This is a genomic window from Natronobeatus ordinarius (assembly GCF_024362485.1).
Lineage (GTDB): Archaea > Halobacteriota > Halobacteria > Halobacteriales > Natrialbaceae > Natronobeatus > Natronobeatus ordinarius.
In genome coordinates this window covers 163,409-189,558 of the sequence record NZ_CP101456.1, presented here as the reverse complement: position 1 = coordinate 189,558, position 26,150 = coordinate 163,409, and the positions used below count along the sequence as shown (strand labels likewise).

Here is a 26,150-nt window from a genome sequence, read left to right as displayed (position 1 = left end):
ATGGTCCGAGAGTTCAAACTACCCGACGTCGGCGAAGGGGTCGCCGAGGGTGAACTCGTCTCCTGGCTGGTCGAGGAAGGCGACGAGGTTACAGAGGACCAGCCGATCGCCGAAGTCGAGACGGACAAGGCGCTCGTCGAGGTTCCCTCGCCGGTGAACGGGACGGTTCGAGAACTTCACTGGGAGGAAGGCGACGTCGTCCCCGTGGGAGACCTGTTCATCACGTACGACGTCGAGGGTGAGGCGCCCGACGAAGCGGCTGCGGCCGACGCGGAACCCACCGGGGACGAGGCGGCCGAGACGGAAGGCAGCCCGGGCGCGACCGGGGCTGACGCCGAGGAGGTCGCCACGCCCGAGGGCCGCGTCTTCGCCCCGCCGCGGGTGCGACGGCTGGCCCGCGAGGAGGGCGTCGACCTCGCCCAGCTCGAGGGAAGCGGTCCCGGCGGCCGAATCACCGAGGGTGACGTGCGCGCCGCCGCAGAGGGCCAGGAAGCGGCTGCGGGCGCCGAACCTGCGACCGGTGAGGCCGACGCCGCGACCGATGTAGAGCCGGAGGCGGAACCAGCGGATGCGGTCGCCGAGGCTGAGGGGACTACCGCCGGAACGGCCGTCCCTGCGGGCGTCGAACCGGCTGACCGAGACCGGACGCTGGCGGCACCCGCCACGCGTCGGCTCGCCCAGGAGGAAGGCGTCGACATCGACGAGGTGCCGACCGACGAGGAGCGCGACGGCGAGGCGTTCGTCACGCCCGAGGCGGTCCAGGAGTACGCCGAGGCCCAGCGTCGGGCCCAGGAAGCGGACGTCGCTACGGTTGCGACCGGCGAGACCGGGCCGCGCGAGCGACGCGAGCCGTTCAAGGGCGTCCGGCGGACGATCGCGGAGGCGATGGAGCGCTCGAAGTACACCGCGCCACACGTCACCCACCACGACGAGGTGGACGTGACGAAGCTCGTCGAGACGCGCGAGCAGCTCAAGCCGCTCGCCGAGGAGCAGGGTATCCGGCTGACGTACATGCCGTTCATCATGAAGGCGGTGGTGGCGTCGCTGAAGGAGTTCCCGGAGATGAACGCGATGATCGACGACGAGAACGAGGAGATCGTCTACCGGAACTACTACAACCTGGGCGTGGCGGCGGCGACCGACGCCGGGTTGATGGTGCCCGTCGTCGAAGACGCCGACCGGAAGGGCATGCTCCAGCTCTCCTCGGAGACCGACGAGCTGGTGACGAAGGCTCGAGAGCGCACCATCTCCCCCGACGAACTGCGGGGCTCGACGTTCACGATCACGAACATCGGTGGCATCGGCGGCGAGTACGCCACGCCGGTGCTCAACTACCCCGAGGCGGGCATTCTGGCGGTCGGCGAGATCAAACGCAAGCCCCGCGTCGTCACCGACGAGGACGGGACCGAGTCGATCGAACCGCGGTCGGTGATGACGCTGTCGCTGTCGTTCGACCACCGACTGATCGACGGGGCGGAGGGCGCGAGCTTCACGAACAAGGTGATGGAGTACCTCGAACACCCCGAACTGCTGTTACTAGAATAATGGTCGTCGGAGACATCTCGACTGGAACGGACGTACTGGTGATCGGCGCCGGACCCGCGGGCTACGTAGCCGCGATCCGCGCCGGACAGCTCGATCTCGACGTGACGCTCGTCGAGAAGGAGGCCTACGGCGGGACCTGCCTGAACCACGGCTGCATCCCCTCGAAGGCGCTGATCACGGCGACGAACGTCGCCCACGAAGCTGGCCACGCCGAGGAGATGGGCATCCACGCCGACCCCGCGGTCGACATGGCAGGAATGGTCGGCTGGAAGGACGACGTCGTGACCCAGCTCACGAGCGGCGTCGAGAAGCTGTGCAAGGCAAACGGCGTCAACCTGCTCGAGGGAACGGCACACTTCGCGGACGAGCACACCGTCCGGGTCTCCCACGGTGGGGAGGGCCAGGGAAGCGAGTCGATCGAGTTCGAACACGCGATCGTCGCGACGGGTTCGCGGCCGATCGAGATCCCCAACTTCTCTTACGAGGACGACCCCGTACTCAGCTCGCGAGAGGCGCTGGCGCTCGAGTCGATCCCGGAGTCGCTGGTGGTCGTCGGCGCGGGCTACATCGGGATGGAGCTGGCGGGCGTCTTCGCCAAGCTCGGCACCGAGGTGACGGTGATCGAGATGCTCGAGGATATCCTGCCGGGCTACGAAGCCGACCTCAAACGGCCCGTGAAGAAGCGCGCGAAGGAGCTGGGCGTCGACTTCCACTTCGGTCAAACCGCGAGCGAGTGGCACGAGCACGGCGACGGCATCCGGGTCGTCACCGAGCCCGCGGAGGCCGAGGCCGAGGCCGAAGCCGACGGCGGCGGGCTCGAACTCGACGCCGAGAAGGTGCTGGTCGCGGTGGGCCGTGCCCCCGTCTCGGACACGCTCGACCTCGAGGCGGCGGGCGTCGAGACCGACGATCGCGGATTTTTGGAGACGGACGACCGCGGGCGGACGAACGTCGAGCACATCTTCGCCGTCGGCGACGTCGCGGGCGAGCCGATGCTCGCCCACGCGGGCAGCTACGAGGGGCAGGTCGCCGCGGAAGTGATCGCCGGGGAGCCGTCGGCGATCGACTACCAGGCGATGCCCGCCGCCGTGTTCACCGAACCCGAGATCGGCACCGTTGGGCTGACCGAGGCCGAAGCGGAAGAACAGGGCTTCGAGCCGGTCGTCGGAAAGTTCCCGTTCATGGCGAGCGGCCGGGCGCTGACGACGGGCCACGCCGACGGCTTCGTCAAAATCGTCGCCGAGGAAGAGGCCGGGTTCGTGCTGGGTGCTCAGATCGTCGGGCCCGAAGCCTCCGAGCTGATCGCCGAACTCGGACTGGCGATCGAGCTTGGAGCGACCCTCGAGGACGTCGCGGCGACGGTGCACGCCCACCCGACGCTGGCGGAGTCGGTGATGGAAGCCGCGGAAAACGCGCTCGGGCACGCGATTCACACGCTCAACCGGTAGCCGTTCGTTCTTTTGCGCTCGAGTCGACCGACGAATCGCCGGGTGCTGATGCCTCGTGCCGTCGGCTGAACCTCCGTACCGGAGCGACCGCCGGTCTCAGACGACGCCGACTGCTCCCTTCATCCCGCGCCGTTCGTGGGGAAGACAGGAGTACAGCTCCGGTCCCGGTTCGTCGAACGTGTGTACGAACGGTTCACACTCGTTCCCGTGAGCCGGGAACGGATTGGATCGACAGCGACGGACGCGTGGCCGAAGACGACACACCCGTGGCGTCACTGTACGTACAGCGAGTAGGCGATGATGAGAAAGCCGACGAGCACCAGCAGACTCTCGATCAGGACGCCGACCGCCAGCGACACGTTGAGTAGCTCGTGAAACAGCCCGGCGAGTACCAGTCCCAACGTAATGATCGCGAACCCGGCCGTCAGGAGCCCGAGCGCCTGGTGGCGGGTCCGTCGGTACGCCTTGAACGCGAAGTACGTGATCGCCCCACCGACGAGCAGTGCCAGCGTCTTCACGATCGCGAGGGCGATCGTAATCTCCATTCCTGTATCGTGTGGACTCATGTTTCCTTTCTCACCTCCGACCACAACTCGGCCAGCCGTTCGTCGGCCGTCCGCGTCGGGCGTTCGATCGAGACTCCGACCGACCGGTCCTCCTCGAGAAAGAGCGTGATCTCTTCGAAGGCTATCGAGTACCGGCTCGCGTGGTGGCCGTCCTTTCTGATCTCGGTCGACTCCTCCAGCAGCGTCGCGTCGGTCAGCAACTCGAGCTTCCGGTACAGCGTCGATTGGGGGATGTCACATCGTGACGTGATTTCGGCCGCCGTCAGTGGCTCGTCGAGATTCCGGATGATCTCTCGACAGTCGGGATCGTCGAGCGCGGCACAGATCTCCGCGGCCGACAGCGCCGACTCCGAATCGATCGGGTCCCGGACCATTCGTAGACCTCTTCTCACGCGTCTGATTTATGATCATCGGTGGGTCGGCCGACTTCGGACCGGCCCCGTTCTCGTGGTCGCTCGTGCGTGCCCGGGCGCGGGGGAAATGACACAGTCGGCGCTGATGCGATTCGTTCATACGCGTACGCGCCCGACGTGGACGTGCGCGGGTCTCATCCGATCCGACCACGTCCACGACGGACGGGATGACCGATCGGCCTCCGCCCGCGCGATACTATTCATACCGCGTGTCCCACGGCTCACTCGAGCCATACCGCGTCCCACGGAGCGCTCGAGCGTACTGATCGTCGTTCAAGTTCCGCCGACTGGACGTTCGCCAGGCAGAGCCCGCGACGCACTCGCTGAGGCTACGGGGAGCGAACGCGATCCGGGTCGTGATGACGTCACGCACTGCGTCCCGCTACTCGACTGCGACCCACGGGTCGTAGACCCAGCTCACCCCATCTTCGACTTCTGCCTCCCCGTCGACGTCCGGAACTGTCTCGAGGAGTTCGGATAACCACTCCACCCACGCCTCGGGCGACTCGTACCCCGCCGGATGATCGTCGTACACGCGTTCGACGAGCTCGTCGGCCGTCACCGCACCGCGACCAAAGAGAACGACGAACGCGGCTCGGGCGGCCGCTCGTTCCTCCGCTCGAAGCTCTCGGCTCTCGAGCGCGTGGCGAACGCTCCCGATCGACGGCGCCGTGGAATCCGGATCGCGCACCGCCCGCCCATCCTGATCCGCAAACGTCTCGACCACCGCCGATCCCTCGTACCGCCACGTCTCGCCGATCGACCCCTCCGCTGTGACCGCCACGTCGGGGAGTCGCTCGAGTTGGTCGCGTACGCACGCTTCCCACCATCGATCGGCCGTCTCGTAGCCTGCGGGCACCGCGCTGTAGACGCCGTCGACGAGCTCGGCAGTCGTCGCCTCGCCCCAGTACCGGAGGAACGAGAACGCACTCCGAACGGCCGCTGCCTCGTCCGGACGGAGCATCTCGTTCTCGAGCGCTCGCTCCACGTGCGCCGGCGTGTCGATTCGGTCGTCGGCTGCCCCGGCTGGCGTGGCGGTGAGCATTCGCCGCCCGTTTTCAGTTAGCTCGTACTCCCTGTCGGTTACCGTACGAACCAGCCCGTTGCTGGCCAGCTGTGTGAGTCGCTCGTCGATCGCCGACCGAGTCGCTTCGAACCGATCCACGAGTTCGTCGGCCGTGACTCGTCCCTCGGCGATCGCCTCGAGTACGGCTCGACCCAGTTCGTCCACCGTGTTCGACGTCACGCTCCGCTAGCACCCGGCGGAGCTACTTATAGTACCAACCGGCGACGGCCGTCCGAAACCAGGCTGTGTGCAGCGATCTCCGGAGCCGCCGTCACCACCTGTTCGGTTCGTTCGGCTCGACGAACGGCGCTTTCGCGGCGACGTCCTCGAGCACTGTTTCACTCGCTTCGGTCGACTTCCGTTAAGTACTGTCACTCACGTGAGTGACTGGTGGAAAACCGTCACATGGTATCGGGTTCCGATGTGGATCTCGTTCGACGGCCTTATATACGGACCTGCTCCTCGATACTAATGCGAACGACGTGGCGCACGCCGCCACGTCCCCTCCGGCCATCCCTGGCACGGAGGCAGGTACATCATCCACCTCGATACCACCTGTCGGATCGGTCCGTCAGGTGTGCTCGGATCGACCGTCACTGTCGCCGGTTTCCGGCGTGATGGATACGACGCCCTTATATACAAACGGCGCGTACCCTATATTGTGCGGTGGACGAGCCGGATGCCGTTTCCGGCACGTCTCCGATCCGATGCCCTTAAGTGTACGAGGGCACTTGGATGAAAACGCAAAGAACGCGTGATCGGTGGGGCGTTCAACTCGCTCCACCAATCCCGGACGATCCCGAAGGGGTTAAGTACCTCTCGGGGCATACAAACACGTCCGGAGGAAATGAGGATTCCACCCCTGCGGTCTTCCGTACAGATGGGATCTGATGTTAGCCTTGGTAGTTCGGTGACGCCCAATCGGTCGATCGATTCGGTCGTCGTCGAACGCGGACCCAACATAACGTGTGAGTATTACGATATTCACCGCCAACACCTCCCTCCATCTGGAGGGAATAGCATTCCGGTTGATCCTGCCGGAGGTCATTGCTATTGGAGTTCGATTTAGCCATGCTAGTCGTACGAACTTAGATTCGTGGCGAATAGCTCAGTAACACGTGGCCAAACTACCCTGTCGAGCGGCATAACCTCGGGAAACTGAGGCTAATTCCGCATACGGCTCGATGCCTGGAACTGGCTCGAGCTCGAAACGCTACGGCGCGACAGGATGTGGCTGCGGCCGATTAGGTAGACGGTGGGGTAACGGCCCACCGTGCCGATAATCGGTACGGGTTGTGAGAGCAAGAGCCCGGAGACGGTATCTGAGACAAGATACCGGGCCCTACGGGGCGCAGCAGGCGCGAAACCTTTACACTGCACGACAGTGCGATAAGGGGACTCCAAGTGCGAGGGCATACAGTCCTCGCTTTTTCCGACCGTAAGGTGGTCGGCGAATAAGGGCTGGGCAAGACCGGTGCCAGCCGCCGCGGTAATACCGGCAGCCCGAGTGATGACCGCTATTATTGGGCCTAAAGCGTCCGTAGCCGGCCAAGTAAGTCCGTCGGGAAATCCGCGCGCCTAACGCGCGGGCGTCCGGTGGAAACTGCCTGGCTTGGGACCGGAAGATCCAGAGGGTACGTCTGGGGTAGGAGTGAAATCCTGTAATCCTGGACGGACCACCGGTGGCGAAAGCGCTCTGGAAGGACGGATCCGACGGTGAGGGACGAAAGCTAGGGTCACGAACCGGATTAGATACCCGGGTAGTCCTAGCCGTAAACGATGTCTGCTAGGTGTGGCACAGGCTACGAGCCTGTGCTGTGCCGTAGGGAAGCCGTGAAGCAGACCGCCTGGGAAGTACGTCCGCAAGGATGAAACTTAAAGGAATTGGCGGGGGAGCACTACAACCGGAGGAGCCTGCGGTTTAATTGGACTCAACGCCGGACATCTCACCAGCACCGACAGTATGCTGTGAAGCTCAGTGTGACGAGCTTAGTGGAGCTACTGAGAGGAGGTGCATGGCCGCCGTCAGCTCGTACCGTGAGGCGTCCTGTTAAGTCAGGCAACGAGCGAGACCCGCATCCTTAATTGCCAGCATCGACGTGAGTCGGATGGGTACATTAGGGAGACTGCCAGTGCCAAACTGGAGGAAGGAACGGGCAACGGTAGGTCAGTATGCCCCGAATGTGCTGGGCGACACGCGGGCTACAATGGCCGAGACAGTGGGATGCCACCCCGAAAGGGGGCGCTAATCTCCGAAACTCGGTCGTAGTTCGGATTGTGGGCTGAAACTCGCCCACATGAAGCTGGATTCGGTAGTAATCGCGCCTCAGCAAGGCGCGGTGAATACGTCCCTGCTCCTTGCACACACCGCCCGTCAAAGCACCCGAGTGAGGTCCGGATGAGGCCTGGATTCCCAGGTCGAATCTGGGCTTCGCAAGGGGGCTTAAGTCGTAACAAGGTAGCCGTAGGGGAATCTGCGGCTGGATCACCTCCACAGACCGGGACCACCCCGACGAGGGTGGCCCACCACGTCCGCGTCCGACCGACCGCCGATCTGGCCGATCGGGCACCTTTGAACTACCAAGGCTAACACCGTGTCCTCCCGTCTGCTGACGGGAGGGTGGGCCCATAGCTCAGTGGGAGAGTGCCTCCTTTGCAAGGAGGATGCCCTGGGTTCGAATCCCAGTGGGTCCATGACTCGGTGCGAGTCGGAGTGAATCGCTCCCCTTAAGTGGGAGACGCCACTACGACTCAATCCGAACGCAAACCGATGCACCACCCCGCGCAAGTGCGGGTGGGAAGGGTCAATGCACGCTGCGTCTACAGCGCTGCAAATGAGACCGTGTGTACGTGTAGTCCAGGCGTCCACTGGACCCGTTCCCGGGTCACAATTACAGATCCGACGAACGTGGCTACTGTGCCAGCTGGTGGATCGCTCGGCTCGAGAGCCGACAAAGGACGTGCCAAGCTGCGATAAGCCTGAGGGACCCGCATGGAGGGGAAGAACTCAGGATCTCCGAATGGGAATCCCCACAGCAATTGCCTTGCGCAATGGGGAACGCCGGAAATTGAAACATCTCAGTACCGGCAGGAAAAGAAAGCAAACGCGATGTCGTTAGTAACGGCGAGTGAACCCGACGCAGTCCAAACCGAAGCCCTCACAGGCAATGTGGTGTTCGGACTGACTCTCATCATCAGAAAACCTGCAAGAAGTCTTCTGGAACGGAGCGCGATACAGGGTGACAGCCCCGTATTGCAGGCGAGTACGATGTGCGTCAGCTCCAGAGTAACGGGGGTTGGATTTCCCTCGTGAATCTCGCGGGCATCGACCGCGAAGACTAAACACTCCTCGAGACCGATAGCGAACAAGTAGCGTGAGCGAACGCTGAAAACCACCCCAAAAAGGGAGGTGAAATAGTGCGTGAAATCAGTTGGCGATAGAGCGACGGGGCTTACAAGGCCCTGAGAGAAATGACCCAGGTGCGAACCTGCAGTAAGAATCTCAGGGAGCCGAAGTTCCGTCGTACGTTTTGAAAAACGAACCAGGGAGTGTGCCTGATTGGCGAGTCTAACCCGAGTATCGGGGAAGGCATAGGGAAACCGACATGGCCGCAGCGCTTTGCGTGAGGGCCGCCGTCTTCAAGGGCGGGGAGTCAATCGGGCACAACCCGAAACCGGGCGATCTAGGCGTGGGCAGGGTGAAGCGTGCCGAAAGGCACGTGGAGGCCCGTTAGCGTTGGTGTCCTACAATACCCTCGCGTGATCTGCGTCTAGGGGTGAAAGGCCCATCGAGCTCGGAAACAGCTGGTTCCAACCGAAACATGTCGAAGCATGACCTCCACCGAGGTAGTCTGTGGGGTAGAGCGACGGATTGGGAGATCGGACTCCGAGAGGAGTTCGCCTCGCTGTCCAACTCCGAACCTACAGACGCCGTTGACGTGGGGAGTCCGGTGCGCGGGGTAAGCCTGTGTACCGTGAGGGAGACAACCCAGAGCTGGGTTAAGGTCCCCAAGTGTGGACTAAGTGCGATCGAAGGTGGTCTCGAGCCCTAGACAGCCGGGAGGTGAGCTTAGAAGCAGCTACCCTCTAAGAAAAGCGTAACAGCTTACCGGCCGATGGTTCGAGGCGCCGAAAATGATCGGGGCTCAAGTCCACCACCGAGACCTGGCGGCACACTTTCGAGTGTGATCCCGTAGGTTGGCGTTCCGTTCGGGTGGAAGCACGGCCGAGAGGTCGTGTGGACCGTGCGGAAACGAAAATCCTGGTCAAAGTAGCAGCGTGAGTCGGGTGAGAACCCCGACGGCCGAACGAGTAAGGGTTCCTCAGCAATGCTTATCAGCTGAGGGTTAGCCGGTCCTAAATCAGTCCGTAACTCGAGACTGTTGAAAGGGAGATAGGTTAATATTCCTATGCCAGTGTGCAGTAAAAGTCGACGCTTTGGGGCCGCCCAGGCCGGGCCATCGCCCGGTAGAACCATCGAAATCCGTGGAAACCGTAATGGTACGAAGCGGATGAATGGTGGGATATCGCAAGCTGGGTCAACCTAGAGCCCGTGAAAAGACGAGCACACTGTCCGTACCGAGAACCGACACAGGTACTCGTGGCGGCGAAAGCCAAGGTCTGTCGGGAGCAACCGACGTTAGGGAATTCGGCAAGTTAGTCCCGTACCTTCGGAAGAAGGGATGCCTGCCGCGGAAAGCGGCAGGCCGCAGTGACTCGGGCGCTCCGACTGTCTAGTAACAACACAGGTGACTGCAAATCTGCAAAGACGAGTACAGTCACTGAATCCTGCCCAGTGCAGGTATCTGAACACCCCGTACAAGGGGACGAAGGACCTGTTAACGGCGGGGGTAACTATGACCCTCTTAAGGTAGCGTAGTACCTTGCCGCTTCAGTAGCGGCTTGCATGAATGGATCAACGAGAGCGCCACTGTCCCAACGTTGGGCCCGGTGAACTGTACGTTCCAGTGCGGAGTCTGGAGACCCCCAAGGGGAAGCGAAGACCCTATAGAGCTTTACTGCAGGCTGTCGCTGAGACATGGCCGCCATTGTGCAGCATAGGTAGAAGACATTACACAGGTACCCGCGCCAGCGGGCCACCGAGTCATCCTTGAAATACTACCCGATGGTGACTGTGACTCTCACTCCTGGCGGAGGACACCGGTAGCCGGGCAGTTTGACTGGGGCGGTACGCGCTTGAAAAGATATCGAGCGCGCCCCAAGGTTCCCTCATCCGGGACGGAGACCCGGAAGAGAGCGCAAGAGCATACGGGAGCCTGACAGTGTCCGGCACAACAACGGACGCTGACGCGAAAGCGTGGTCTAGCGAACCAATTAGCCTGCTTGATGCGGGCAATTGCTGACAGAAAAGCTACCTTAGGGATAACAGAGTCGTCACCCGCAAGAGCACATATCGACCGGGTGGCTTGCTACCTCGATGTCGGTTCCCTCCATCCTGCCCGTGCAGAAGCGGGCAAGGGTGAGGTTGTTCGCCTATTAAAGGAGGTCGTGAGCTGGGTTTAGACCGTCGTGAGACAGGTCGGCTGCTATCTATTGGGGGTGTTATGGTTCCTGACGGGAACGTTCGTATAGTACGAGAGGAACTACGAATGGGTGCCACTGGTGTACCGGTTGTTCGAAAGAGCACGTGCCGGGCAGCTACGCACCACGGGGTAAGAGCTGAACGCATCTAAGCTCGAAACCCACCTGGAAAAGAGGAGCCACCGAGATCACTCGTAGAAGACGAGTTCGATAGACTCGGGGTGTACGCACCGAGGCAACGAGGTGTTGAGCCCGCGAGCACTAACCGATCGAGCCACTAATCATATTCATGGATCTGCACTGTGACCCGTTTGAACGGGTCCAGGCGCAAACTGGACTACACGTAACATACGGTTTCAGACCACCGACGTTGGACGAAATCGCGGTTCGAGTCCGCGAGTCGGCGTTAAGGCGGCCACAGCGGCGGGGTTCCTCCCGTACCCATCCCGAACACGGCAGATAAGCCCGCCTGCGTACCGGCCAGTACTGGAGTGGGAGACCCTCTGGGAACGTCGGTTCGTCGCCTCCACTCATACTATCATCACCCCCCGAGAGCAACCGCTCCGGGGGGTGGCTGTATTTACGGACGGCCCGATCAGGGCCGTACCGCTACGCTTAAACGACCACAGTGACTACTACCGACCGCGCCAAGGTGGCAGAGTCCGGCCGAACGCAGCGGCCTGCAGAGCCGCCTACCGCCGGTTCAAATCCGGCCCTTGGCTTCTCTACCGCGAGCAACTCCGCGAGCGGTAAGAATCAACTGAGGATTTGAATCCTGGGACGAGCAAAGCGAAGTCCCCCCGGTTCAAATCCGGCCCTTGGCTTTGTTGCCGCGAACAACTCCGTGAGCGGCAAGCACCAAATCGAGGATTTGAGCCCAGAGAGTGAGCGAAGCGAACTCTCGTGGTTCAAATCCGGCCCTTGGTATCTCACACGTTCCCCCAAACCCCTCAGGAGGATTGCGTCTTGACAACTCCTCTTCAACGGCTCCTCTGAGATCCATCTAAACGGATCGTTCGGTCCAGAGGGATGAATTGCTTCCCAGCTGGATCGCTATGATTGTCGGTTTTCGAGGTCGTCGATCGCTCGATAAAACTGCTCGCTGTTAGCTGGGTGCGCCGACATCGCTTGTTCCTCTAGCACACCACTGTACTTCTCGAACTCGTCTTGACCGAGATCGGCTGCGAGCACGCACTCGACGTATCCCTCGAGTGCGGACTGGAGCGTCCGGGCGTAGTGGTCGTAGGCGGCGTCGATTCTGTCCTCGTTGTCGTCGATTCCTTCGAAAACGGCGCGATAGACGCTCGCGGCTGGGAGGTATCGGCCGCGGCTGCGATACTGGTCGGCCACGTCGAAGAAATGCGAGAAGTCGATGGCGTCGGTGACTACTGGGTACTCCCGAGTGTGCTGGTCGAACAGCGCTTCGATCTCCTCGCGGTACTTCTCGACGGGCGTGTCGTCGTCGCCGAACCGCGCCAGGAACCGGTCGCGCACGTCCGGATTCGCCGCGAGCGTCTCACGTACGAACGCCCGCAGATCGGCTGCCGGGACGGCCTCGAGGATGGCCGTGACGCGCTTGCTCTCGTCTCGTGGTTCGTCAACGGCGACCTCGAGGATCACCGCGACGACGTGTTTGCACTCGCCCGGGCCGTCGTAGGGGCACGTACATCGGGCGTCGATGCCGTCGTCGAACTCGACGGTCACGTCGTACGCGCTCGAGCCCTGGACGATGGCGGTGACGACGTCGTCGAATCGCTGTAGTCGCCGAACTCGCCCCTCTCGGCGATACGTTCGGCCACGCTCGAAGACGGCGTCGGTACAGCGGCTTCGGATCGCTTCTTCGTCGACGTTCATGGGTGTCCTGGTGTACTCGAACGGACGTAAGTCACGGTGTTCCGACTCGCCTTTGGGGTGGACGGTTGCCGGTTTGAGGGAATCGCCTGGGCAGGGAACGCGTTCACACGCCGTGGTCGGGTGGTTCCCTGTGACTCGAGTGAAGGTACGCCGGTGCATAGCTACTCTTCCAAAACAGTTTGGCTGCTGTCGACTCACCGTTTCGGTCGTCGTGAAAGCGGGTCGGATTCGTTGCTGGTGGCTCACGGAACGGTCGTCGCAAAAGCGGGCCGGGCGCGATTTGAACGACGCCGAGACGTTCCGGTTCGCTCGCTCCGCTCGCTCACTGGCTGCGACTCGTCTACTTCAAATCGCTCGTGACCGTTTTGCCACTCGCGAGATTGCTCGTGGCAAAATCGTGCCTGCCGGTTCACTCACCGATTCGCTGCGCTCATCGGTTCGTTGCACGTGCCGGGCGCGATTTGAACCACGCCCGAGAACCTGCTCGCGTTGCTCGCAGAACCTCGGTCTGATTCAGATTCCTCCTGAAGTCGGAATCTGAACACACGGTCGGACGTGCTCGCTTCGCTGCGCGCGACCTCCCTGCGTTCAAATCCCGCCGGTTCCGAGACTCGCCGCTCGCGAATTTGCTCGCGGCGAGAATACGGGCCGGGCGCGATTTGAACACGCGACCGTCTGGTTAAAAGCCAGATGCTCTGCCGGACTGAGCTACCGGCCCTCGGTTCATCATTCCGTCGAGTGGTGGTTAAACGTTTCTTTCTTCGTCGACCCGGAGAGCGGTGTGTTGAACTGTACCGGTGAGAGTCCTCGAGTATGGACTTCGCCGACGACTGGGACGACGAACTGCGATCGTTCGCGGAGCGACTGCTCCGGTTCGAGACGACGGCCGGGAACGAAGCGCCGGCTCAGGAGTGGCTTCGCGAGCGACTCGAGGCGTTCGGCTTCGAGACGTATGAGTGGGTCGCCGAGGCAGCCCAGCTGGCTTCCCATCCGTCGTTTCCCGACGATCCGGAGGCGATTCAAACGTCGGGGCGGCCGAGCGTTGCGGGCGTGCTCGAGTTCGGTGATCCCGATGCCGGGCCGACGCTGGTGTTGAACGGACACGTCGACGTCGTGCCAGCGGGACGAGAGAGCGCCTGGAGCGGGAACCCGTTCGAGCCCCGATGGGACGGTGACCGGCTCACCGCTCGCGGTGCGGTGGACATGAAGTGTGGGCTGGCGGCGTGCGTCTTCGCGGCGCGCCACCTCGCGGAGACGGGAACCGACATCGACGGGCGGGTCGTCGTCGAGAGCGTCGTCGGCGAGGAAGAGGGTGGCATCGGCGCGGCTGCGGCGGCGCTGTCGAATCCGTACCCGTTCGACCGTGACGCAGCGATCGTCGCCGAACCGACCGAGCTGCGACCGATCACGGCGACGGAGGGAAGTCTGATGACGCGGCTCCGCCTAGAGGGACGGTCGGCGCACGCGGCGACGCGGTGGCACGGCGAGTCGGTGCTGGAGCACTTCGAACGGATCCGACGGGCGTTTATGGACCTCGAGGCCGAGCGCGGTGAGCGAGTGAGCCATCCGCTCTACGAGGCGTTCCCGACGCCGTGGCCGGTCTGTTTCGGGACGGTCGAGGCGGGGTCGTGGGCGTCGACGGTGCCGGACGAGCTGGTCGCGGAGATTCGAATCGGCGTCGCGCCGGGAGAAACGGTCGACGAGGTCGAACGCGAGTTCGAGGCGCGGCTCGCGTCGGTCGTCGACGACGAGCCGTGGCTCGAGTCGAACCCACCCGAGTTCGAGCGCTTTTCGATTCAGTTCGAGGCGGCCGAGACCGACCCTGACGAACCGGTCGTCGGCGCCGTGCAGTCGGCGATGGCCGAGGTCGGACTCGAGGAGTCGGCCGTTCGGGGGGCGACGTACGGTGCGGACAGTCGCCACTACGTCGCGGCGGGGATTCCGACGGTACTGTTTGGACCTGGCAGTATCCAGCAGGCGCATTTCCCGGACGAGACGATCGATTGGTCCGAAGTGTTGACGGCAGGGGAGACGATCGCACGAGGGGCACGAACGTTCTTCGCCGGGGAGCGCTAGCGGTCGTCGAGGGACGCCTCGAGTGCGTCGGCGACGAGGTCGTCGGGTTCGACGCCCTCGAGGGAGGCTCGTTGTCTGAGGTCGCGGTAGACGGTTGGCGGGAGGGTGAGTTCGAGTTCGCCGAGGGTGACGTCGTACTCGGCGAGGGCCTCGGCGATGGGGACGCCGTTGTTGATCGCGCTCGCGACGTTGCGGACCTCGCGGACGGTCAGGTCGCCGTCGAGGACGGCCCAGGCGAGCAGCAGGCGAGCCTCGCCAGCGACGCGGGCGATGTGTTTCGCGGCGGTCGGCGCGATTCGTCCGAGGGCGACCTGTCGCCGGACCGACCGGGGGAGGTCGTGAACGCGGGCCCACTTACGGATGAACGAGACGGTGACGGCGTCGCCCTCGCCCGCCTCGCTGGCTCGTTCGGCGGCGGCCTTGTAGGAGCCGACGCCCCGAACGAGGGCGGCACAGGCGGCTGCACCGCGGAGCATATAGAGGTGGTCGTCGTCTGCGCCCCCGTTGGCGAACTGGGAAACGGTGTCGGCAGCCTCGGTGACGCTTTCGGGATCGGTCGGATCGAACTGGATGGCTCGGCGGGCGTGTGATCCGGTGACCGATTCGTCGCCCCGGATGACCGGCGCGCCGACGGGTGACTCGCGGTCGGTCGGGATCGACCGGGTTCGGTCGTCGGCCCGGTCACCGGGACGGTCGGTCGTCATGGGGAGAACGTAGGGAGGGACTACTCAAAAAGCTCACCGTCCCGGCCTCTCCCCGCGTCCTTCGGCGAGGTGGTCCCAGATTCTCGTACGGCCGTCGCCGCCGGGGCGACGAGTTCGGCGATGCGTTTCTGTCAGCTGGCGTTCTCATCGGCTCTCGCCTGTCGGAACGGACTGCTGTTATCTCGGCTCGGGCGTCGACGTGACGCTGCGTGTCGACACGATTCGGGGCTGTCCACTCCGTTCGCGAGACGATCAGCGGAGTTACGCAGCATCACTCCGGCAGTCGGTCGGCGATCGCCGATAGCGTCTCGAGGCCGTGGATCTCGCCGTCCGTCTCTGGAAGGGTGAGTACCTCGAGATCTGGAAACGTCTCACGAACGGTCTCCACGCGCTCGTCGTGTCTGTGCAGGCGTGACTGACAGCGCGAACAGTCCGCGTCGGCCTCCTCGAGGACGCGGTTGACGACGATCGTCTCGACGGTGACGCCGGCCTCGCGGAGCCGCTCGAGGAGGCGTTCTGACTCCGCGATGGCCATCGTCTCGGGGATCGTCACGATCCGGAACGTCGTCCGTTCGGGATCGACGAGCAGGTCGCGGGCGCGCTCGAGTCGTGCCTGCAGCTCCTCGATTCCCTCGTCGCGATCGCGGCCTGAGAGGTACGAGAGCGGGCCGAGGGTCATCCGGCGGGCGGCGTCGCCGAGGCGTCGAACCTGTCCCTGGAGCGAGCGGGTCGTCTCGAGGGCGAGTCCCAGCACCTCGGGGAAGTCGAACAGCCGGAGAGTGTGTCCCGTCGGTGCGGTGTCGAAGACGACGACGTCCCAGCGGCCGTCGTCGACGTACTCGACGAGCAGGTCGAGCGCGGCGAGTTCGTCGCCCCCGGCCGGGGTGCCGGCGGCGAAGAGTCGGTCGATCTCCTCGTCCTCGAGGCGGATGCCGGCCGCTCGGAGGTCGGCGGCGAGTGCCGTCGCGATGCGCTGGTATCGCTCGGCCCGGGTGTCGGGGTCGATCTCGACCGCCTCGAGGTTCGGACGGAGTTCGCGAGGCTCGGGACCGAGGTCGGTCTCGAAGGCGTCGGCCAGCGAGTGGGCGGGATCGGTCGAGACGACGAGCGTCCGCCGGCCCGTCTCGGCGAGGGTGAGCCCCGTGGCCGCTGCACAGGTCGTTTTGCCGACGCCGCCTTTGCCGCCGTAGAAGAGACACTCGGTCACGGCGGCCAGTACGACCTAGTCGCTCCTAAACCCCTGGTCCGAGACGGCGAACTCGAACCGTGCGCCGCCGGCGTCGCTCTCGGTCAGGGTGATCGTCCAGCCGTGGCCCTCGGCGATCTCTCGGACGATGGCGAGTCCGAGGCCGGTGCCGTCGGCGTCGGTCGTGTACCCTCGTTCGAACACTGCCTCGCGCTCGTCGGGCGGGATGCCGGCTCCGTCGTCCGAGACGGCGAACCCGTCGGCGGTCGCCTCGACGGTCACCGTCACGGGGGTTCTGGTCGTCGATTCGTTCCCGTCGAACGCCTGTTTCTGCGTCTTCCCGTGTTTTACGGCGTCCTCGTGAGTCTTCGAACGAGGGCTCGTGGAGCTATGCTCCACGGCGTCCTGACGAGCCTGTGAGTCAGGGCTCGTGGAACTGTGTTCCACGGCGTCCTCGTGAGCGTTCGAACGAGGGCTCGTGGAACTGTGTTCCACGGCGTCCTCGTGAGCGTTCGAACGAGGGCTCGTGGAGCTATGCTCCACCGCGTTCCGGAACAGGTTCTCGAGCAGCTGCACGAGTCGCGTCCGGTCGGCTTCGATCAGTCGGCTGTCTCCGATCTCGAGGCGTGTCTCGCCGGTGTCGGTGGTCTCCCAGGCGTCGCGGGCGGCCGAGCGGAGTGAGCAGCTGTTCGTCGCGCCGATCTCTTCGCCCGCGCGTGCGAGTTCGAGGAGGTCGTCGACGATTTCGGTCATTCGGTCGAGGGCGGCCTCGACGCGCTCGAGTTCGTCGACGTCGCCGGTTTCCCGGGCCACCTCGGTGAAGCCGGTCGCGATCGCGAGCGGGTTACGCAGGTCGTGACTGAGGACGCTCGCGAACGTTTCGAGGCGTTCGTTCTGGCGGCGGAGGGTCCGTTCGCGGGCTTTGCGTTCCGTGATGTCGTCGACGACGGCGACGTAGCCGTCGACGGTGGCGTCCGGACCGTGGCGTCGTGCAAGCGCGACCGACGCGTCGATCCGGGCGTCGTCGGCCCGCCGGAGTTCGAGTTCGATTCGCGCCGTGGGGACGTCCTCGAGCGGGAGTTCACACAGCCGGTCGAGCCGTGCGGCGTCGACGACGGGCAGGGGATCGTTGGCGTCGTCGGCGATCGGTAGCCGTCGGCCGATCGCCTCGTCGGTGCGCCAGCCGAGGATCGACTCGGCGGCCGGGTTCCACAGCTCGATCGTTCCCTCGCGGTCGCAGGCGATCACGCCGACCGGCGAGGCGGTGATCACCGACTCGAGCGTCTCGGCGGTCTCGGCGAGGTCGCGCTCGGCGGCCTTTCGGCGAGAGACGTCACGGACGACGCCGACCCAGCCCTCGGTGTCGGCGTCCGACGAGGGGGTTACGGGCGCGAGTTCGATCTCACACGGTACGGGGGCGGCGCTCGTCACGACGTCGGCCTCGAGTCGGTCGCCGTCGGTTCCCGGCGCGTCGGCGGGCCAGTCGGCCTCGAGGTCGAACACCGCCGTCGGTCGCTCGCCGAGCACCGCCGTCTCGTCGGCCTCGAGCAGCGTCAGGAAGGGGTCGTTGACGATCGAAAACCGGCCGTCGGCGTCGAGAACGAACACGGGTTCGCGGATCGACTCGTAGATCGTCTCGTACCGTTCGAGGGCCAGTTCGCGCCGTTTGTGGCCCGTAACGTCGCGGAGCGTGACCGCACGGCCGACGATTCGGTTGTGGTGATCGCGGAAGGGTCGCACCTGGGCCTCGAGAAACCGCGTCTCGCCGTCGATCGTGACGGGGAGTTCGCGCCAGTCGGTGACCGTCTCGACGTCGCGGTCGAACGGCCAGGACTCGAGGAGGGCGTCGATTCGGTTTCCGACCGGGTCGTCGACGTCGAGCAGCCACCGCGCGGCCGGGTTCGCGTCGCCGATTCGCCAGTCGTCGGTGAGGACGACGACGCCGTCGGTCAGGCGCTCGAGGACGGTCCGGTGGCCGGTCGGAATCGGGTCGAGGAGTCGAAACCGAGCGAGGGCAAGCGTCATCGTCGCTGCCGAGACAACGAACAGGGCGCCGGTGAGGTCGAGGCCGGTGAAGACGCCGGTCAGGTAGAAGACGTTGCCCGCCCACGGGAAGGCCGCGGCCGCGAGGATCGCGACGGCCTGGCCGCGGTAGAGGTGACGCGCCCGGAGAAAGAGCTGGACGAGCAACAGCGTCGCGAACAACATCAGGAGGTACGCGAACACGAACGTCGCCACGAGTATCGGTCCCGCGGAGACGGCGAGCGTCGCGTTCGGTTCGATCGACAGGTCGCTGACCAGGAGGGGGTCGAACCACGGGCTCAGTGCCGTCGCGGCGGTCACGATCGGCAGTCCGAACAGGACGACGGCGACCGTTCGTGAGAACAGCTCGTCACGACCCGTGTACTGGACGACGAAACCGAGCCAGAGGGGCGGGACGAGCGCGAACGTCGCGAACACGAGGCGGAGCCAGTCGGCCGTCCGCTCGAGCGAGGGCGTCGTGAGTGCGAGCGTGTAGCTGACGCCCCAGCCGACGAGGACGAGGAGACACAGCGTAAGCGTTCGACCGCCGGGCTCGTCACGGTATCGCCACGTGACTGCCGTGAAGACGGCCGCGACGGCCGTCGTCGCCGAGATGATCACCGTCGGTGTGCTCACCCCCACACCTGTCATTCTACAATCGGGTTTCGATGCGACTGTTATGAACGTATGTATCGGTCGCCCACGGCCGACGAGCGTCGCCGTCCGGCAGGCTACCGCGGGCCGTCAGCGAGCAGCCGCGAGAGCACTCGCTCGAGCGCCTCGGCCGCCGCCAGCACGTCTGCCCTTGGCACGTACTCCCGTGGGGCGTGGGCGACGGCGCCCTCATCGTCAGCGAGGACGCCGGGGCCGAAGACGACCGTCGGCGCGTGGGCGGCGAAGTACGACGCCTCGGTGGCGGCGGTGAACGGGCGCCGTCTCCCTCCGCTCGCTGTCGCGAGTTCGCGGGCAACCGTTTCCTCGGGGTCGGTTTCCCACGCCTCGAGGAAGGGCGTCTGGCGCTCGGCGAACGCGAAGTCGACAGCCACGTCGTCCGGGACGGCTGTCCGCAGGTGGTCACACAGCGCCGTCCGAAAGCCCTCGGCAGTTTCTGGGGGGACGCTTCGACGGTCGACCGTCAGCCGGCAGTCGGCGGGCACCTGGTTCGTCGCCGTTCCGCCCTCGACGACGGTGGGGGTGAGCGTCGCCGCGCCCAGTCGTGGGTGCTCGGGTGGGGCGTCCTCGCGCTCGTCGAACGTCTTCAACGCCCCGAGGACGGATTCGAGCGCCGCGACCGCGTTGATTCCGCTCTGGGGCTCGGCCGCGTGGGCGTTCGCCCCCGAGAGCGCGATCGTCCCCTCGAACCGACCTTTCGCGGCGGTGCAGACGTCGAGGTCGGTGGGCTCGCCGACGATCACGGCGTCGGCCGTCCGGATCGACGAGTCCTCGCGCGAGACGAGCGCGTGAGCGCCCGTCGACAGTACCTCCTCGTCGGGCGTGATCGCGAGCGTGAGCCGGCCAGTGTCGAGGTCGGCAGAGAGAAACGCCGACAGCAAAGCGGCGAGCGGTCCCTTCGCGTCACAGGAGCCCCGGCCACGGATCACGCCGGCTGACTCGTCGACCTCGAGCGGGACGTGTGGTGAGACCGTATCGATGTGCGTGTTCAGGACGACGTGTGCGCCTTCTCCACTGCCCTCGTCGCCGGCGTCGTCGCCGCGGCTCGCCAGCACGTTCCCCGCCTCGTCGACGCGGGGCTCGACGCCGTTGTCCTCGAGCGTCTCGCACAGCACGTCGCGCATCGGTCCCACGTCCTCGTGGGAGGCGGTCGCGACGGCGTCCTCGAGAAACGTGATCGGGTCGAAGTCGGCGGTCGCGCTCACGATTCGGCCTCCGAAACGCGCACCTCGCCGTCGAACTCGCGTTCGACCGGGCCGACGAGCGAGGCGACGCCCCGATCGTCCACCGTCACCCGGAGGTCGCCGCCAGGCGGGCGAACGGCGAGGTCGGCGGCGTCGGTCAGCCCGAGTTCCCGCGCGACCGCGGCGATCGCGACTGCGCCGGTGCCACAGGAGTCGGTCTCGCCCTCGACGCCGCGTTCGAACGTTCGCTGGCGGAAGCCGTCGTCGTCGACGCTCGCGAGGACGACGTTCGTCCCCTGCGGGAAGGCCTCGGCGTGACGGACCGGCGGCGCGACCGACTCGAGGTCGACCGCGTCGACGTCGTCGACGAACGCGACGGCGTGGGGGACGCCGGTGTTGACGACGGAGACCTCGAGGCCCTCGATCTCGGTTTCGACCACCGGCTCGTCGGCCTCGACGGGGATCGCCTCGGGTGCGAACGTCGGCTGGCCCATCTCGATGGCGACCTCGCCGTCGACGCGTTCGGCCCGCCGGGCGCCCGACGGCGTGTCGACGACCACGCGCTCGGCCCCCGTCCGACGCATCGCCCACTCGGCGGCACAGCGCGCACCGTTGCCACACATTTCGGCGGTGCCCCCGTCGGGCTGGAAGAGCGTCATCTCGACCCGCGGCGGGGAGGCTCGGGGGCGAAGCCCCAGAAAGAGGATGCCGTCCGCGCCGACGCCCCTCTCGCGGTCACACTCGCGAACTGCGAGCGCGCTCCGGTCGGGGACGGGGTCGTCGGCGTCGACGATCAGGAAGTCGTTGCTCGTGCCGTGGTACTTCTCGAAGGCGACGGTCTCTCGCTCGAGGTTCACGTCGCGCTCGTCGCCGGTCGCGTCGCCGTCCCGGGCGCGGCGTTCGGGTCGCGTCACGTCCGCGACCGTCTCGCGCGCTCGAGCCAGCCGCGGCTCCCCGCCGTCGAGGACGACCGACGCCGGCCGCGGCCGGGAGTTGTACTGGTTGGCCATCTCGTAGCCGTACGCACCCGCGTTGCCGATCGCGAGCCGGTCGCCGCGGGCGCTCGCGGGCAGCTCGCGGTTCTCACAGAAGACGTCCGAACTCTCACAGATCGGCCCCGTGATCGTCTGCGGGCTCGAGGGCCGGTCGGCCGCGTCGGCCTCGAGATTCCGGATGGCGTGGGAGGCGTCGTACATCGCCGGTCGCAGCAGCGTCGTCATGCCGGCGTCGACGCCGACGACGGTCGTCTCCGGAGCCTTCTTCACCGTATTGACCCGCGTCAGCAGCACGCCGGCGTCGGCGACGAAATATCGGCCGGGCTCGACGGCAAGTCGGGCGTCCACGTCGCCGAGCGCCTCGCGGGTCGCCTCGGCGACGGGCTCGAGGTCGAGTGGCTCTTCGTCCTCGTGGTAGGGAACGCCGAAGCCGCCGCCGACGTCGACGAACTCGAGCGAGCCCACCTCGCGCTCGACCTCGCGGGCGAGCTCGCTGATGCGGGAGACGAACTCGCGGTGGGCCTCGAGCTGGTCGGCGGAGACGCCGGAGCCGACGTGGGCGTGGACGCCGACGACCTCGAAGCCGCGGTCGGCCGCCTCGGCGGCGATCTCGAGGGCGTCGTCGTAGGGAACGCCGAACTTGGCGTCGGTCCCGACGCGGACCTTCTCGTGGTGGCCCGCGCCGATGCCCGGATTGACGCGGAGGGCGAGCCGTCCGTCGTATCCTCGTTCCGCGAGCCGGTCGATCGTCTCCCGCGCGCCGGCGACGACCGTCAGGTCCGGGTGGTCGGCCGCGACCGAGACGGCGTAGTCGAGGTCGGCCCCAGGGGGGTTGACGGCCGTGTAGTGGACCTGCTCGCCGGCGGCGCCGGCGGCCAGCGCGCGCTCGAGTTCGCCGGCGGAGGCGCACTCGATGCCGACCCCCTCGGCGAGCAGCGTCTCGAGGACGTCACCGAGCGCGTTGGCTTTCGCCGCGTAGAGGCGTTCGGCGTCGGGGAACGCCGCCTCGAGTCGGCGGGCGTTCTCGCGGACGCGCTCGAGGTCGAGGACGTACAGCGGGCTCCCGTACTGGGCCGTGAGCGCCCGCAGCGACGTGGCGTTCCAGTCGGCGAGTCGGCGGACGGATGGCCCCGAACCTGCTGACGGGCTGTCCGTGCCCCCCTCGTCGTTCACTCTCGCAGCACCTCCTCGCGCGCGGTGGCCTCGAGCGTCTCCGTCTCGAGGTCGGTGGCGACGACGGCGGGCTTGTACGCGCCGCCGGAAAAGATGTCGTGATCGCTGACAGACGACTCGACGAAGCGGGTGAACGCCCGTCGTTCGGACGGCAGTTCGCCGTACAGCACCTCCTCCTCGACGAGGTCGTAGACGGGGATTCGTGGGGTCAGGAGGGTGTTCTCACCGACGACGCTATCCTCGCCGACGACGAACCCGGAGGTGACCCGACAGCCCGCACCCAGCGAGACGCCGTCTTCGATCACGACCGGGGCGTCCTCGACGGGTTCCAGCACGCCGCCGATCAGCGTGTTCGCGCCGAGTTTGACGTTCGCGCCGATCTGAGCGCAGGAACCCACCGTATCGCAGGAGTCGACGAGCGTGCCGTCGCCGACGTACGCGCCGACGTTGACGAAGCTCGGACTCATCATAATGCAGTCGGCACCGAGGTACGCCCCGCGGCGGATGGTCGTCCCGTTCGGCGTGTTCCTGGTGTGGCGCTCGCCTAAGTCGGCGGTCTCGCGCAGGGGCAGGACGTCGTAGTGGTCGACGCCGCCGTACTCGAACGCCCGGTTCTCCCGGAGCCCGAAGTTGAGCAGGATGCCCCGCTTGACCCACTCGTTGGCCTGCCACTCCCCGTCGCGCTTCTCGGCGGCGCGCACCTCGCCCGCCTCGAGCGCGTCGAGGAACGCCTCGAGCGTCGCGCGGTCGTCGTCGGTCGCCGAGGCGGCGTCGACGTCGTCGCTCTGGTACCGGTTCCACAGATCCCCGATCTCGTTCTCGAGACTCATTCGTCGATCACGTCCGCAAAGTCGTACCAGCCGGCCTTCCGTTCTGCGATCCAGGCAGCCGCGTCGACCGCGCCAGCGGCGAAGACGCCGCGGTCCTCGGCGCGGTGGGTGAGCCTGACCTCCTCGTGGTTGCCCGCCAGGAGGACGACGTGCTCGCCCGTGACGTCGCCCGCCCGGAGCGCGTGAACGCCGATCTCGCCCGCCTCGCGGGGCTGGTCGCCCTCCCGGCCGTGCGTTCGGCCCGCGAAGTCGCCGTTCGCCTCGATCTCCTCGAGCAGGCGATTCGCCGTTCCGCTCGGCGCGTCGCGCTTGCCGTTGTGGTGGGTCTCGACGACCTCGACGTCGTAGCCCGGCAGATTTCGCACGGCCTCGCCGACGACGTTGACGAGCGCCTGGACCCCGCGGGCGAAGTTCGGCGCGTGGAGCACCGGAACGTCCTCGCTCGCCGCACGGAGGGCCTCGAGGTCGTCCTCGTCGAAGCCCGTCGTCCCGGTGACGAACGCCACGCCCGCGTCGGCACAGCGAGTCGCGTACTCGAGTGCCGAGTCCGGTCCCGTGAAGTCGATCACGACGGCCGGCTCGCGCTCTCTGAGGAGCGTGTCGAACTCGGCGGCCGACTCGATCTCGACGCCGCCGACCTCCTCCTCGTCGACCGGCGTCCGGTTGACGGCGAAGACGGCCTCACACGCGGCGTGGTCGGCGATCGCGGCGAGCACCGCACGGCCCATCCGCCCCGTCGCCCCGGTGACGCCGACCCCGATCGTCATCGATCGGCCTCCGCGTCCGCGTTCGCGAACTCGGTCGGCCGCTCCTCGAGGTCTTCGAGGATCGACTCGAGTTCGTCTCGGTGCTCGTCGCTGAGTCGGGTCAGCGGCGGGCGCATTCGGGCTGGACCGTAGCCGCGGATCTCCATCGCTTCTTTCACCGGGATCGGGTTGGTCTCGACGAACAGGTGGCGCATGAGCGGGCCGAGTTCGTGGTGCAGTTCACGGGCGCGCTCGTAGTCGCCCGCGAGCGCCGCGCCGACCATCGCGCAGGTGCGCTCGGGCTCGATATTCGCAACGACGCTGATCGTTCCCGTTCCGCCGATCGAGAGCAGCGGCAGCGTGACCGCGTCGTCACCGGAGAGGACCGAAAAGTCCGCGTCCGCGGTTCGCTCGGTGATCTCGCCGATCGCCCAGAGGTCGCCCTCGGCGGCCTTGTAGCCGGCGATGTTCGGGTGTTCGGCCAGGTCGACGACCGTATCGGGCTCGATCGTTTGTCCCGTCCGGCCGGGGACGTTGTAGACGATCTGTGGCAGGTCGACGGCGTCGGCGATCGCTCGGTAGTGTTCGTAGAGGCCGCGCTGTTCTGGCTTGTTGTAGTACGGCGAGATGAGCAACAGCCCGTCGGCGCCGGCGTCGGCGGCGCGCTCTGAGAGTTCGAGCGCCTCGCGGGTGTTGTTCGAGCCCGTGCCCGCGATGACGGGCACGTCGTCGACGGCCTCGATGACGGCCTCGACGACCTGGACGTGTTCGTCGTGGGTGAGCGTCGCCGATTCGCCCGTCGAGCCGACGGGGACGAGGCCGTCGACGCCCGCGGCCTCGAGGCGCTGGGCGTCTCGCTGGAGCGTTTCGAAGTCGATGCGTTCGTCGGCGTCGAAGGGCGTACAGATCGCCGGGAAGACGCCGGTGAGGTCGATGTCGGATGTCATTGGTGTGGAGTGTGTGGATACCGCCGGTTGACGGTGAACTGGACGAAATCGGTACGATCACGCGCGGTCGGGGTCGCGCCCGGGACGAGGGTGCCACGCTCGCCTCGAGCACTCGTTACGCGCGTTTTTTCGGTTTCGAAAATCGAGGGGCGGCGGCGCTCCCGGAGTCGCGGACGATCCGGCGAGCGACGCAGCACATACACGGATCACCACCGCGGGTAGGTTTATTCGTTGCGGATTCGATCAGCCACCGGGGTGTGAGGGGTGGGTTCAGTCAACATACCGTTCCGAGTCGCTTATGCCTCGTGATTCCTAACCTCAGTGTACGATATGAGTGACTTTGGACTGAAAGTACGGATGGCGATCGTGGGCACGATCCTGTTCGCATTCTACATCGCCGCCGCGACGGTGATCGCGACGGTGTTCGCCCTCCCAATCTTGCCGGTGCTCGTGGTGGGTATCGTCGCCCTGCCGGTGATCCAGTACAAACTCGGCAAGTGGCTCGCGCTGCGGGGTGCCGAGGACATGCCCGAGGAGGGCCAGTACGCGGAGGTTCACCGCATGACCGAATCGCTCTCCCGGGACATGGGGGTCGAAAAGCCCCGACTGATGGTCATGCAGATGGGCGTCCCCAACGCGTTCGCGGTCGGCCGCAAGGGCGCGGGCGTCGTCGTCGTCTCCACGGAGCTCATGCAGTTGCTCCGCCGGGACGAACTCGAGGGCGTCATCGCTCACGAGATCGCCCACATCAAAAACCGCGACGTGATCACGATGGTGATCGGCCAGTCGATCGCCATGATCGTCGGGATGGCCGTCTACTACGTGATCGCCCTCACCGGCGAGCGAAACATCGGGAGCATTCTCCTCGGCTACGCCGCCTCTATCGTCGCCCAGACGATCGTGACGATCTTCGTGCTCGCGATCTCGCGCTACCGCGAGTACGTCGCCGACGCCGACGCCCGCGAGGCCATCGGCAGCGGCGACCCGCTCGCGCGCGCCCTCGAGAAGATCTCCGGCGTCTCCGAGGGGCGTGAGTCGACGCTCGACGACAACATGAGCGCGCTCTGTATCTTCAACGCCGAACGCGGGCTGCTCGCGTCGCTCTTTGCGACCCACCCGCCGACGGAAAAGCGCATCGAGCGCCTTCGCTACTGATCGCGGTCACTGACGGCGAGGGAAGCG

At 65.8% G+C, this 26,150-nt stretch carries 16 protein-coding genes, 3 tRNA genes, 3 rRNA genes and 1 pseudogene; 9 read left to right on the top strand and 14 right to left on the bottom strand.

Annotation, left to right across the window (positions count from 1 at the left end; translation table 11 throughout):
- Positions 1-1,545, top strand: coding sequence for a dihydrolipoamide acetyltransferase family protein (locus NMQ09_RS01005; protein ID WP_255192596.1), 1,545 nt, complete (start codon positions 1-3; stop codon positions 1,543-1,545).
- Positions 1,545-2,993 (top strand): dihydrolipoyl dehydrogenase, encoded by a 1,449-nt coding sequence (gene lpdA, locus NMQ09_RS01000; RefSeq protein ID WP_255192595.1) that lies wholly within the window; start codon positions 1,545-1,547, stop codon positions 2,991-2,993. Before NMQ09_RS01005 ends, lpdA begins: the two co-directional genes overlap by 1 nt.
- A gap of 272 nt (positions 2,994-3,265) precedes the next feature.
- Here the strand turns inward: lpdA and NMQ09_RS00995 are convergent, their stop codons facing one another.
- The 3 genes from NMQ09_RS00995 to NMQ09_RS00985 all read right to left on the bottom strand — a co-directional run bounded on the left by NMQ09_RS00995 (position 3,266) and on the right by NMQ09_RS00985 (position 5,218).
- Complete coding sequence (locus NMQ09_RS00995; protein ID WP_255192594.1) at positions 3,266-3,559, bottom strand: DUF7521 family protein; 294 nt, start codon at positions 3,557-3,559, stop codon at positions 3,266-3,268.
- Positions 3,556-3,933 carry a winged helix-turn-helix domain-containing protein gene (locus NMQ09_RS00990; protein WP_255192593.1) on the bottom strand — a complete coding sequence of 126 codons (378 nt, stop codon included), beginning with the start codon at positions 3,931-3,933 and terminating at the stop codon, positions 3,556-3,558. The genes NMQ09_RS00995 and NMQ09_RS00990 overlap by 4 nt, the downstream gene beginning before the upstream one ends.
- A gap of 421 nt (positions 3,934-4,354) precedes the next feature.
- Positions 4,355-5,218, bottom strand: coding sequence for a hypothetical protein (locus NMQ09_RS00985; protein ID WP_255192592.1), 864 nt, complete (start codon positions 5,216-5,218; stop codon positions 4,355-4,357).
- Positions 5,219-6,059: 841 nt separating this feature from the next.
- Between NMQ09_RS00985 and NMQ09_RS00980 the strand changes: the two genes are divergently transcribed.
- The 5 genes from NMQ09_RS00980 (at position 6,060) to NMQ09_RS00960 (ending at position 11,301) form a co-directional block, all read left to right on the top strand.
- Positions 6,060-7,532 (top strand): 16S ribosomal RNA (locus NMQ09_RS00980).
- A gap of 128 nt (positions 7,533-7,660) precedes the next feature.
- Positions 7,661-7,732, top strand: a tRNA-Ala gene (locus NMQ09_RS00975).
- Between the two features lie 209 nt (positions 7,733-7,941).
- Positions 7,942-10,862 (top strand): 23S ribosomal RNA (locus NMQ09_RS00970).
- 124 nt (positions 10,863-10,986) lie between these two features.
- Positions 10,987-11,108: ribosomal RNA gene (gene rrf, locus NMQ09_RS00965) — 5S ribosomal RNA — on the top strand.
- The 16S, 23S and 5S rRNA genes sit together here with 2 tRNA genes alongside, the layout of an rRNA operon.
- A gap of 117 nt (positions 11,109-11,225) precedes the next feature.
- Positions 11,226-11,301: transfer RNA gene (locus tag NMQ09_RS00960), tRNA-Cys, on the top strand.
- Between the two features lie 331 nt (positions 11,302-11,632).
- Here NMQ09_RS00960 and NMQ09_RS00955 read toward each other — a convergent pair.
- A complete protein-coding gene (locus NMQ09_RS00955; protein ID WP_255192591.1) occupies positions 11,633-12,433 on the bottom strand; it encodes an SWIM zinc finger family protein in 801 nt (266 codons plus the stop codon).
- A gap of 644 nt (positions 12,434-13,077) precedes the next feature.
- Positions 13,078-13,151: transfer RNA gene (locus NMQ09_RS00950), tRNA-Lys, on the bottom strand.
- Positions 13,152-13,246: 95 nt separating this feature from the next.
- On the opposite strand from NMQ09_RS00950, the gene NMQ09_RS00945 reads away from it, so the two are divergent.
- Positions 13,247-14,509 (top strand): ArgE/DapE family deacylase, encoded by a 1,263-nt coding sequence (locus NMQ09_RS00945; RefSeq protein WP_255192590.1) that lies wholly within the window; start codon positions 13,247-13,249, stop codon positions 14,507-14,509.
- Here the strand turns inward: NMQ09_RS00945 and NMQ09_RS00940 are convergent.
- The 9 genes and pseudogenes from NMQ09_RS00940 to dapA all read right to left on the bottom strand — a co-directional run bounded on the left by NMQ09_RS00940 (position 14,506) and on the right by dapA (position 24,968).
- Positions 14,506-15,213: a DUF7119 family protein gene (locus NMQ09_RS00940; RefSeq protein ID WP_255192589.1), complete on the bottom strand. Its 708-nt coding sequence runs from the start codon at positions 15,211-15,213 to the stop codon at positions 14,506-14,508. The genes NMQ09_RS00945 and NMQ09_RS00940 overlap by 4 nt on opposite strands.
- Positions 15,214-15,484: 271 nt before the next feature.
- Positions 15,485-16,420, bottom strand: coding sequence for an ArsA family ATPase (locus NMQ09_RS00935; RefSeq protein WP_255192588.1), 936 nt, complete (start codon positions 16,418-16,420; stop codon positions 15,485-15,487).
- A gap of 15 nt (positions 16,421-16,435) precedes the next feature.
- Complete coding sequence (locus NMQ09_RS00925; RefSeq protein WP_303842664.1) at positions 16,436-19,072, bottom strand: histidine kinase N-terminal 7TM domain-containing protein; 2,637 nt, start codon at positions 19,070-19,072, stop codon at positions 16,436-16,438.
- An 80-nt stretch (positions 19,073-19,152) separates the two neighbouring features.
- Positions 19,153-20,298, bottom strand: coding sequence for a M20 family metallopeptidase (locus NMQ09_RS00920; RefSeq protein ID WP_255192587.1), 1,146 nt, complete (start codon positions 20,296-20,298; stop codon positions 19,153-19,155).
- Positions 20,295-21,134: a diaminopimelate epimerase gene (gene dapF / locus NMQ09_RS00915; protein WP_255194623.1), complete on the bottom strand. Its 840-nt coding sequence runs from the start codon at positions 21,132-21,134 to the stop codon at positions 20,295-20,297. The genes NMQ09_RS00920 and dapF overlap by 4 nt, the downstream gene beginning before the upstream one ends.
- A 15-nt stretch (positions 21,135-21,149) precedes the next feature.
- Positions 21,150-22,445 (bottom strand): annotated as a pseudogene (lysA, locus tag NMQ09_RS00910) (diaminopimelate decarboxylase); the annotation flags it as partial.
- Positions 22,442-23,275 (bottom strand): 2,3,4,5-tetrahydropyridine-2,6-dicarboxylate N-succinyltransferase, encoded by an 834-nt coding sequence (locus NMQ09_RS00905; RefSeq protein ID WP_255192586.1) that lies wholly within the window; start codon positions 23,273-23,275, stop codon positions 22,442-22,444. The gene NMQ09_RS00905 and the pseudogene lysA, both read right to left, overlap by 4 nt.
- Positions 23,272-24,042 (bottom strand): 4-hydroxy-tetrahydrodipicolinate reductase, encoded by a 771-nt coding sequence (dapB, locus tag NMQ09_RS00900; protein ID WP_255192585.1) that lies wholly within the window; start codon positions 24,040-24,042, stop codon positions 23,272-23,274. Before dapB ends, NMQ09_RS00905 begins: the two co-directional genes overlap by 4 nt.
- Positions 24,039-24,968, bottom strand: coding sequence for a 4-hydroxy-tetrahydrodipicolinate synthase (gene dapA / locus NMQ09_RS00895; protein WP_255192584.1), 930 nt, complete (start codon positions 24,966-24,968; stop codon positions 24,039-24,041). Before dapA ends, dapB begins: the two co-directional genes overlap by 4 nt.
- 330 nt (positions 24,969-25,298) lie before the next feature.
- Here dapA and NMQ09_RS00890 point away from each other — a divergent pair, with 330 nt between their 5' ends.
- Positions 25,299-26,123, top strand: coding sequence for a M48 family metallopeptidase (locus tag NMQ09_RS00890; protein ID WP_255192583.1), 825 nt, complete (start codon positions 25,299-25,301; stop codon positions 26,121-26,123).
- Positions 26,124-26,150: the final 27 nt, after the last annotated feature.

Bases quoted from the DNA above. Each gene is read 5' to 3' on its own strand.
- NMQ09_RS00905 (WP_255192586.1), bottom strand. From the start codon at position 23,275: ATGAGTCTCGAGAACGAGATCGGGGATCTGTGGAACCGGTACCAGAGC.
- NMQ09_RS00955 (WP_255192591.1), bottom strand. From the start codon at position 12,433: ATGAACGTCGACGAAGAAGCGATCCGAAGCCGCTGTACCGACGCCGTC.
- NMQ09_RS00940 (WP_255192589.1), bottom strand. From the start codon at position 15,213: ATGACGACCGACCGTCCCGGTGACCGGGCCGACGACCGAACCCGGTCG.
- NMQ09_RS00995 (WP_255192594.1), bottom strand. From the start codon at position 3,559: ATGAGTCCACACGATACAGGAATGGAGATTACGATCGCCCTCGCGATC.
- NMQ09_RS00945 (WP_255192590.1), top strand. From the start codon at position 13,247: ATGGACTTCGCCGACGACTGGGACGACGAACTGCGATCGTTCGCGGAG.
- NMQ09_RS00925 (WP_303842664.1), bottom strand. From the start codon at position 19,072: ATGACAGGTGTGGGGGTGAGCACACCGACGGTGATCATCTCGGCGACG.
- dapB (WP_255192585.1), bottom strand. From the start codon at position 24,042: ATGACGATCGGGGTCGGCGTCACCGGGGCGACGGGGCGGATGGGCCGT.
- dapA (WP_255192584.1), bottom strand. From the start codon at position 24,968: ATGACATCCGACATCGACCTCACCGGCGTCTTCCCGGCGATCTGTACG.
- NMQ09_RS00990 (WP_255192593.1), bottom strand. From the start codon at position 3,933: ATGGTCCGGGACCCGATCGATTCGGAGTCGGCGCTGTCGGCCGCGGAG.
- NMQ09_RS01005 (WP_255192596.1), top strand. From the start codon at position 1: ATGGTCCGAGAGTTCAAACTACCCGACGTCGGCGAAGGGGTCGCCGAG.
- NMQ09_RS00890 (WP_255192583.1), top strand. From the start codon at position 25,299: ATGAGTGACTTTGGACTGAAAGTACGGATGGCGATCGTGGGCACGATC.
- lpdA (WP_255192595.1), top strand. From the start codon at position 1,545: ATGGTCGTCGGAGACATCTCGACTGGAACGGACGTACTGGTGATCGGC.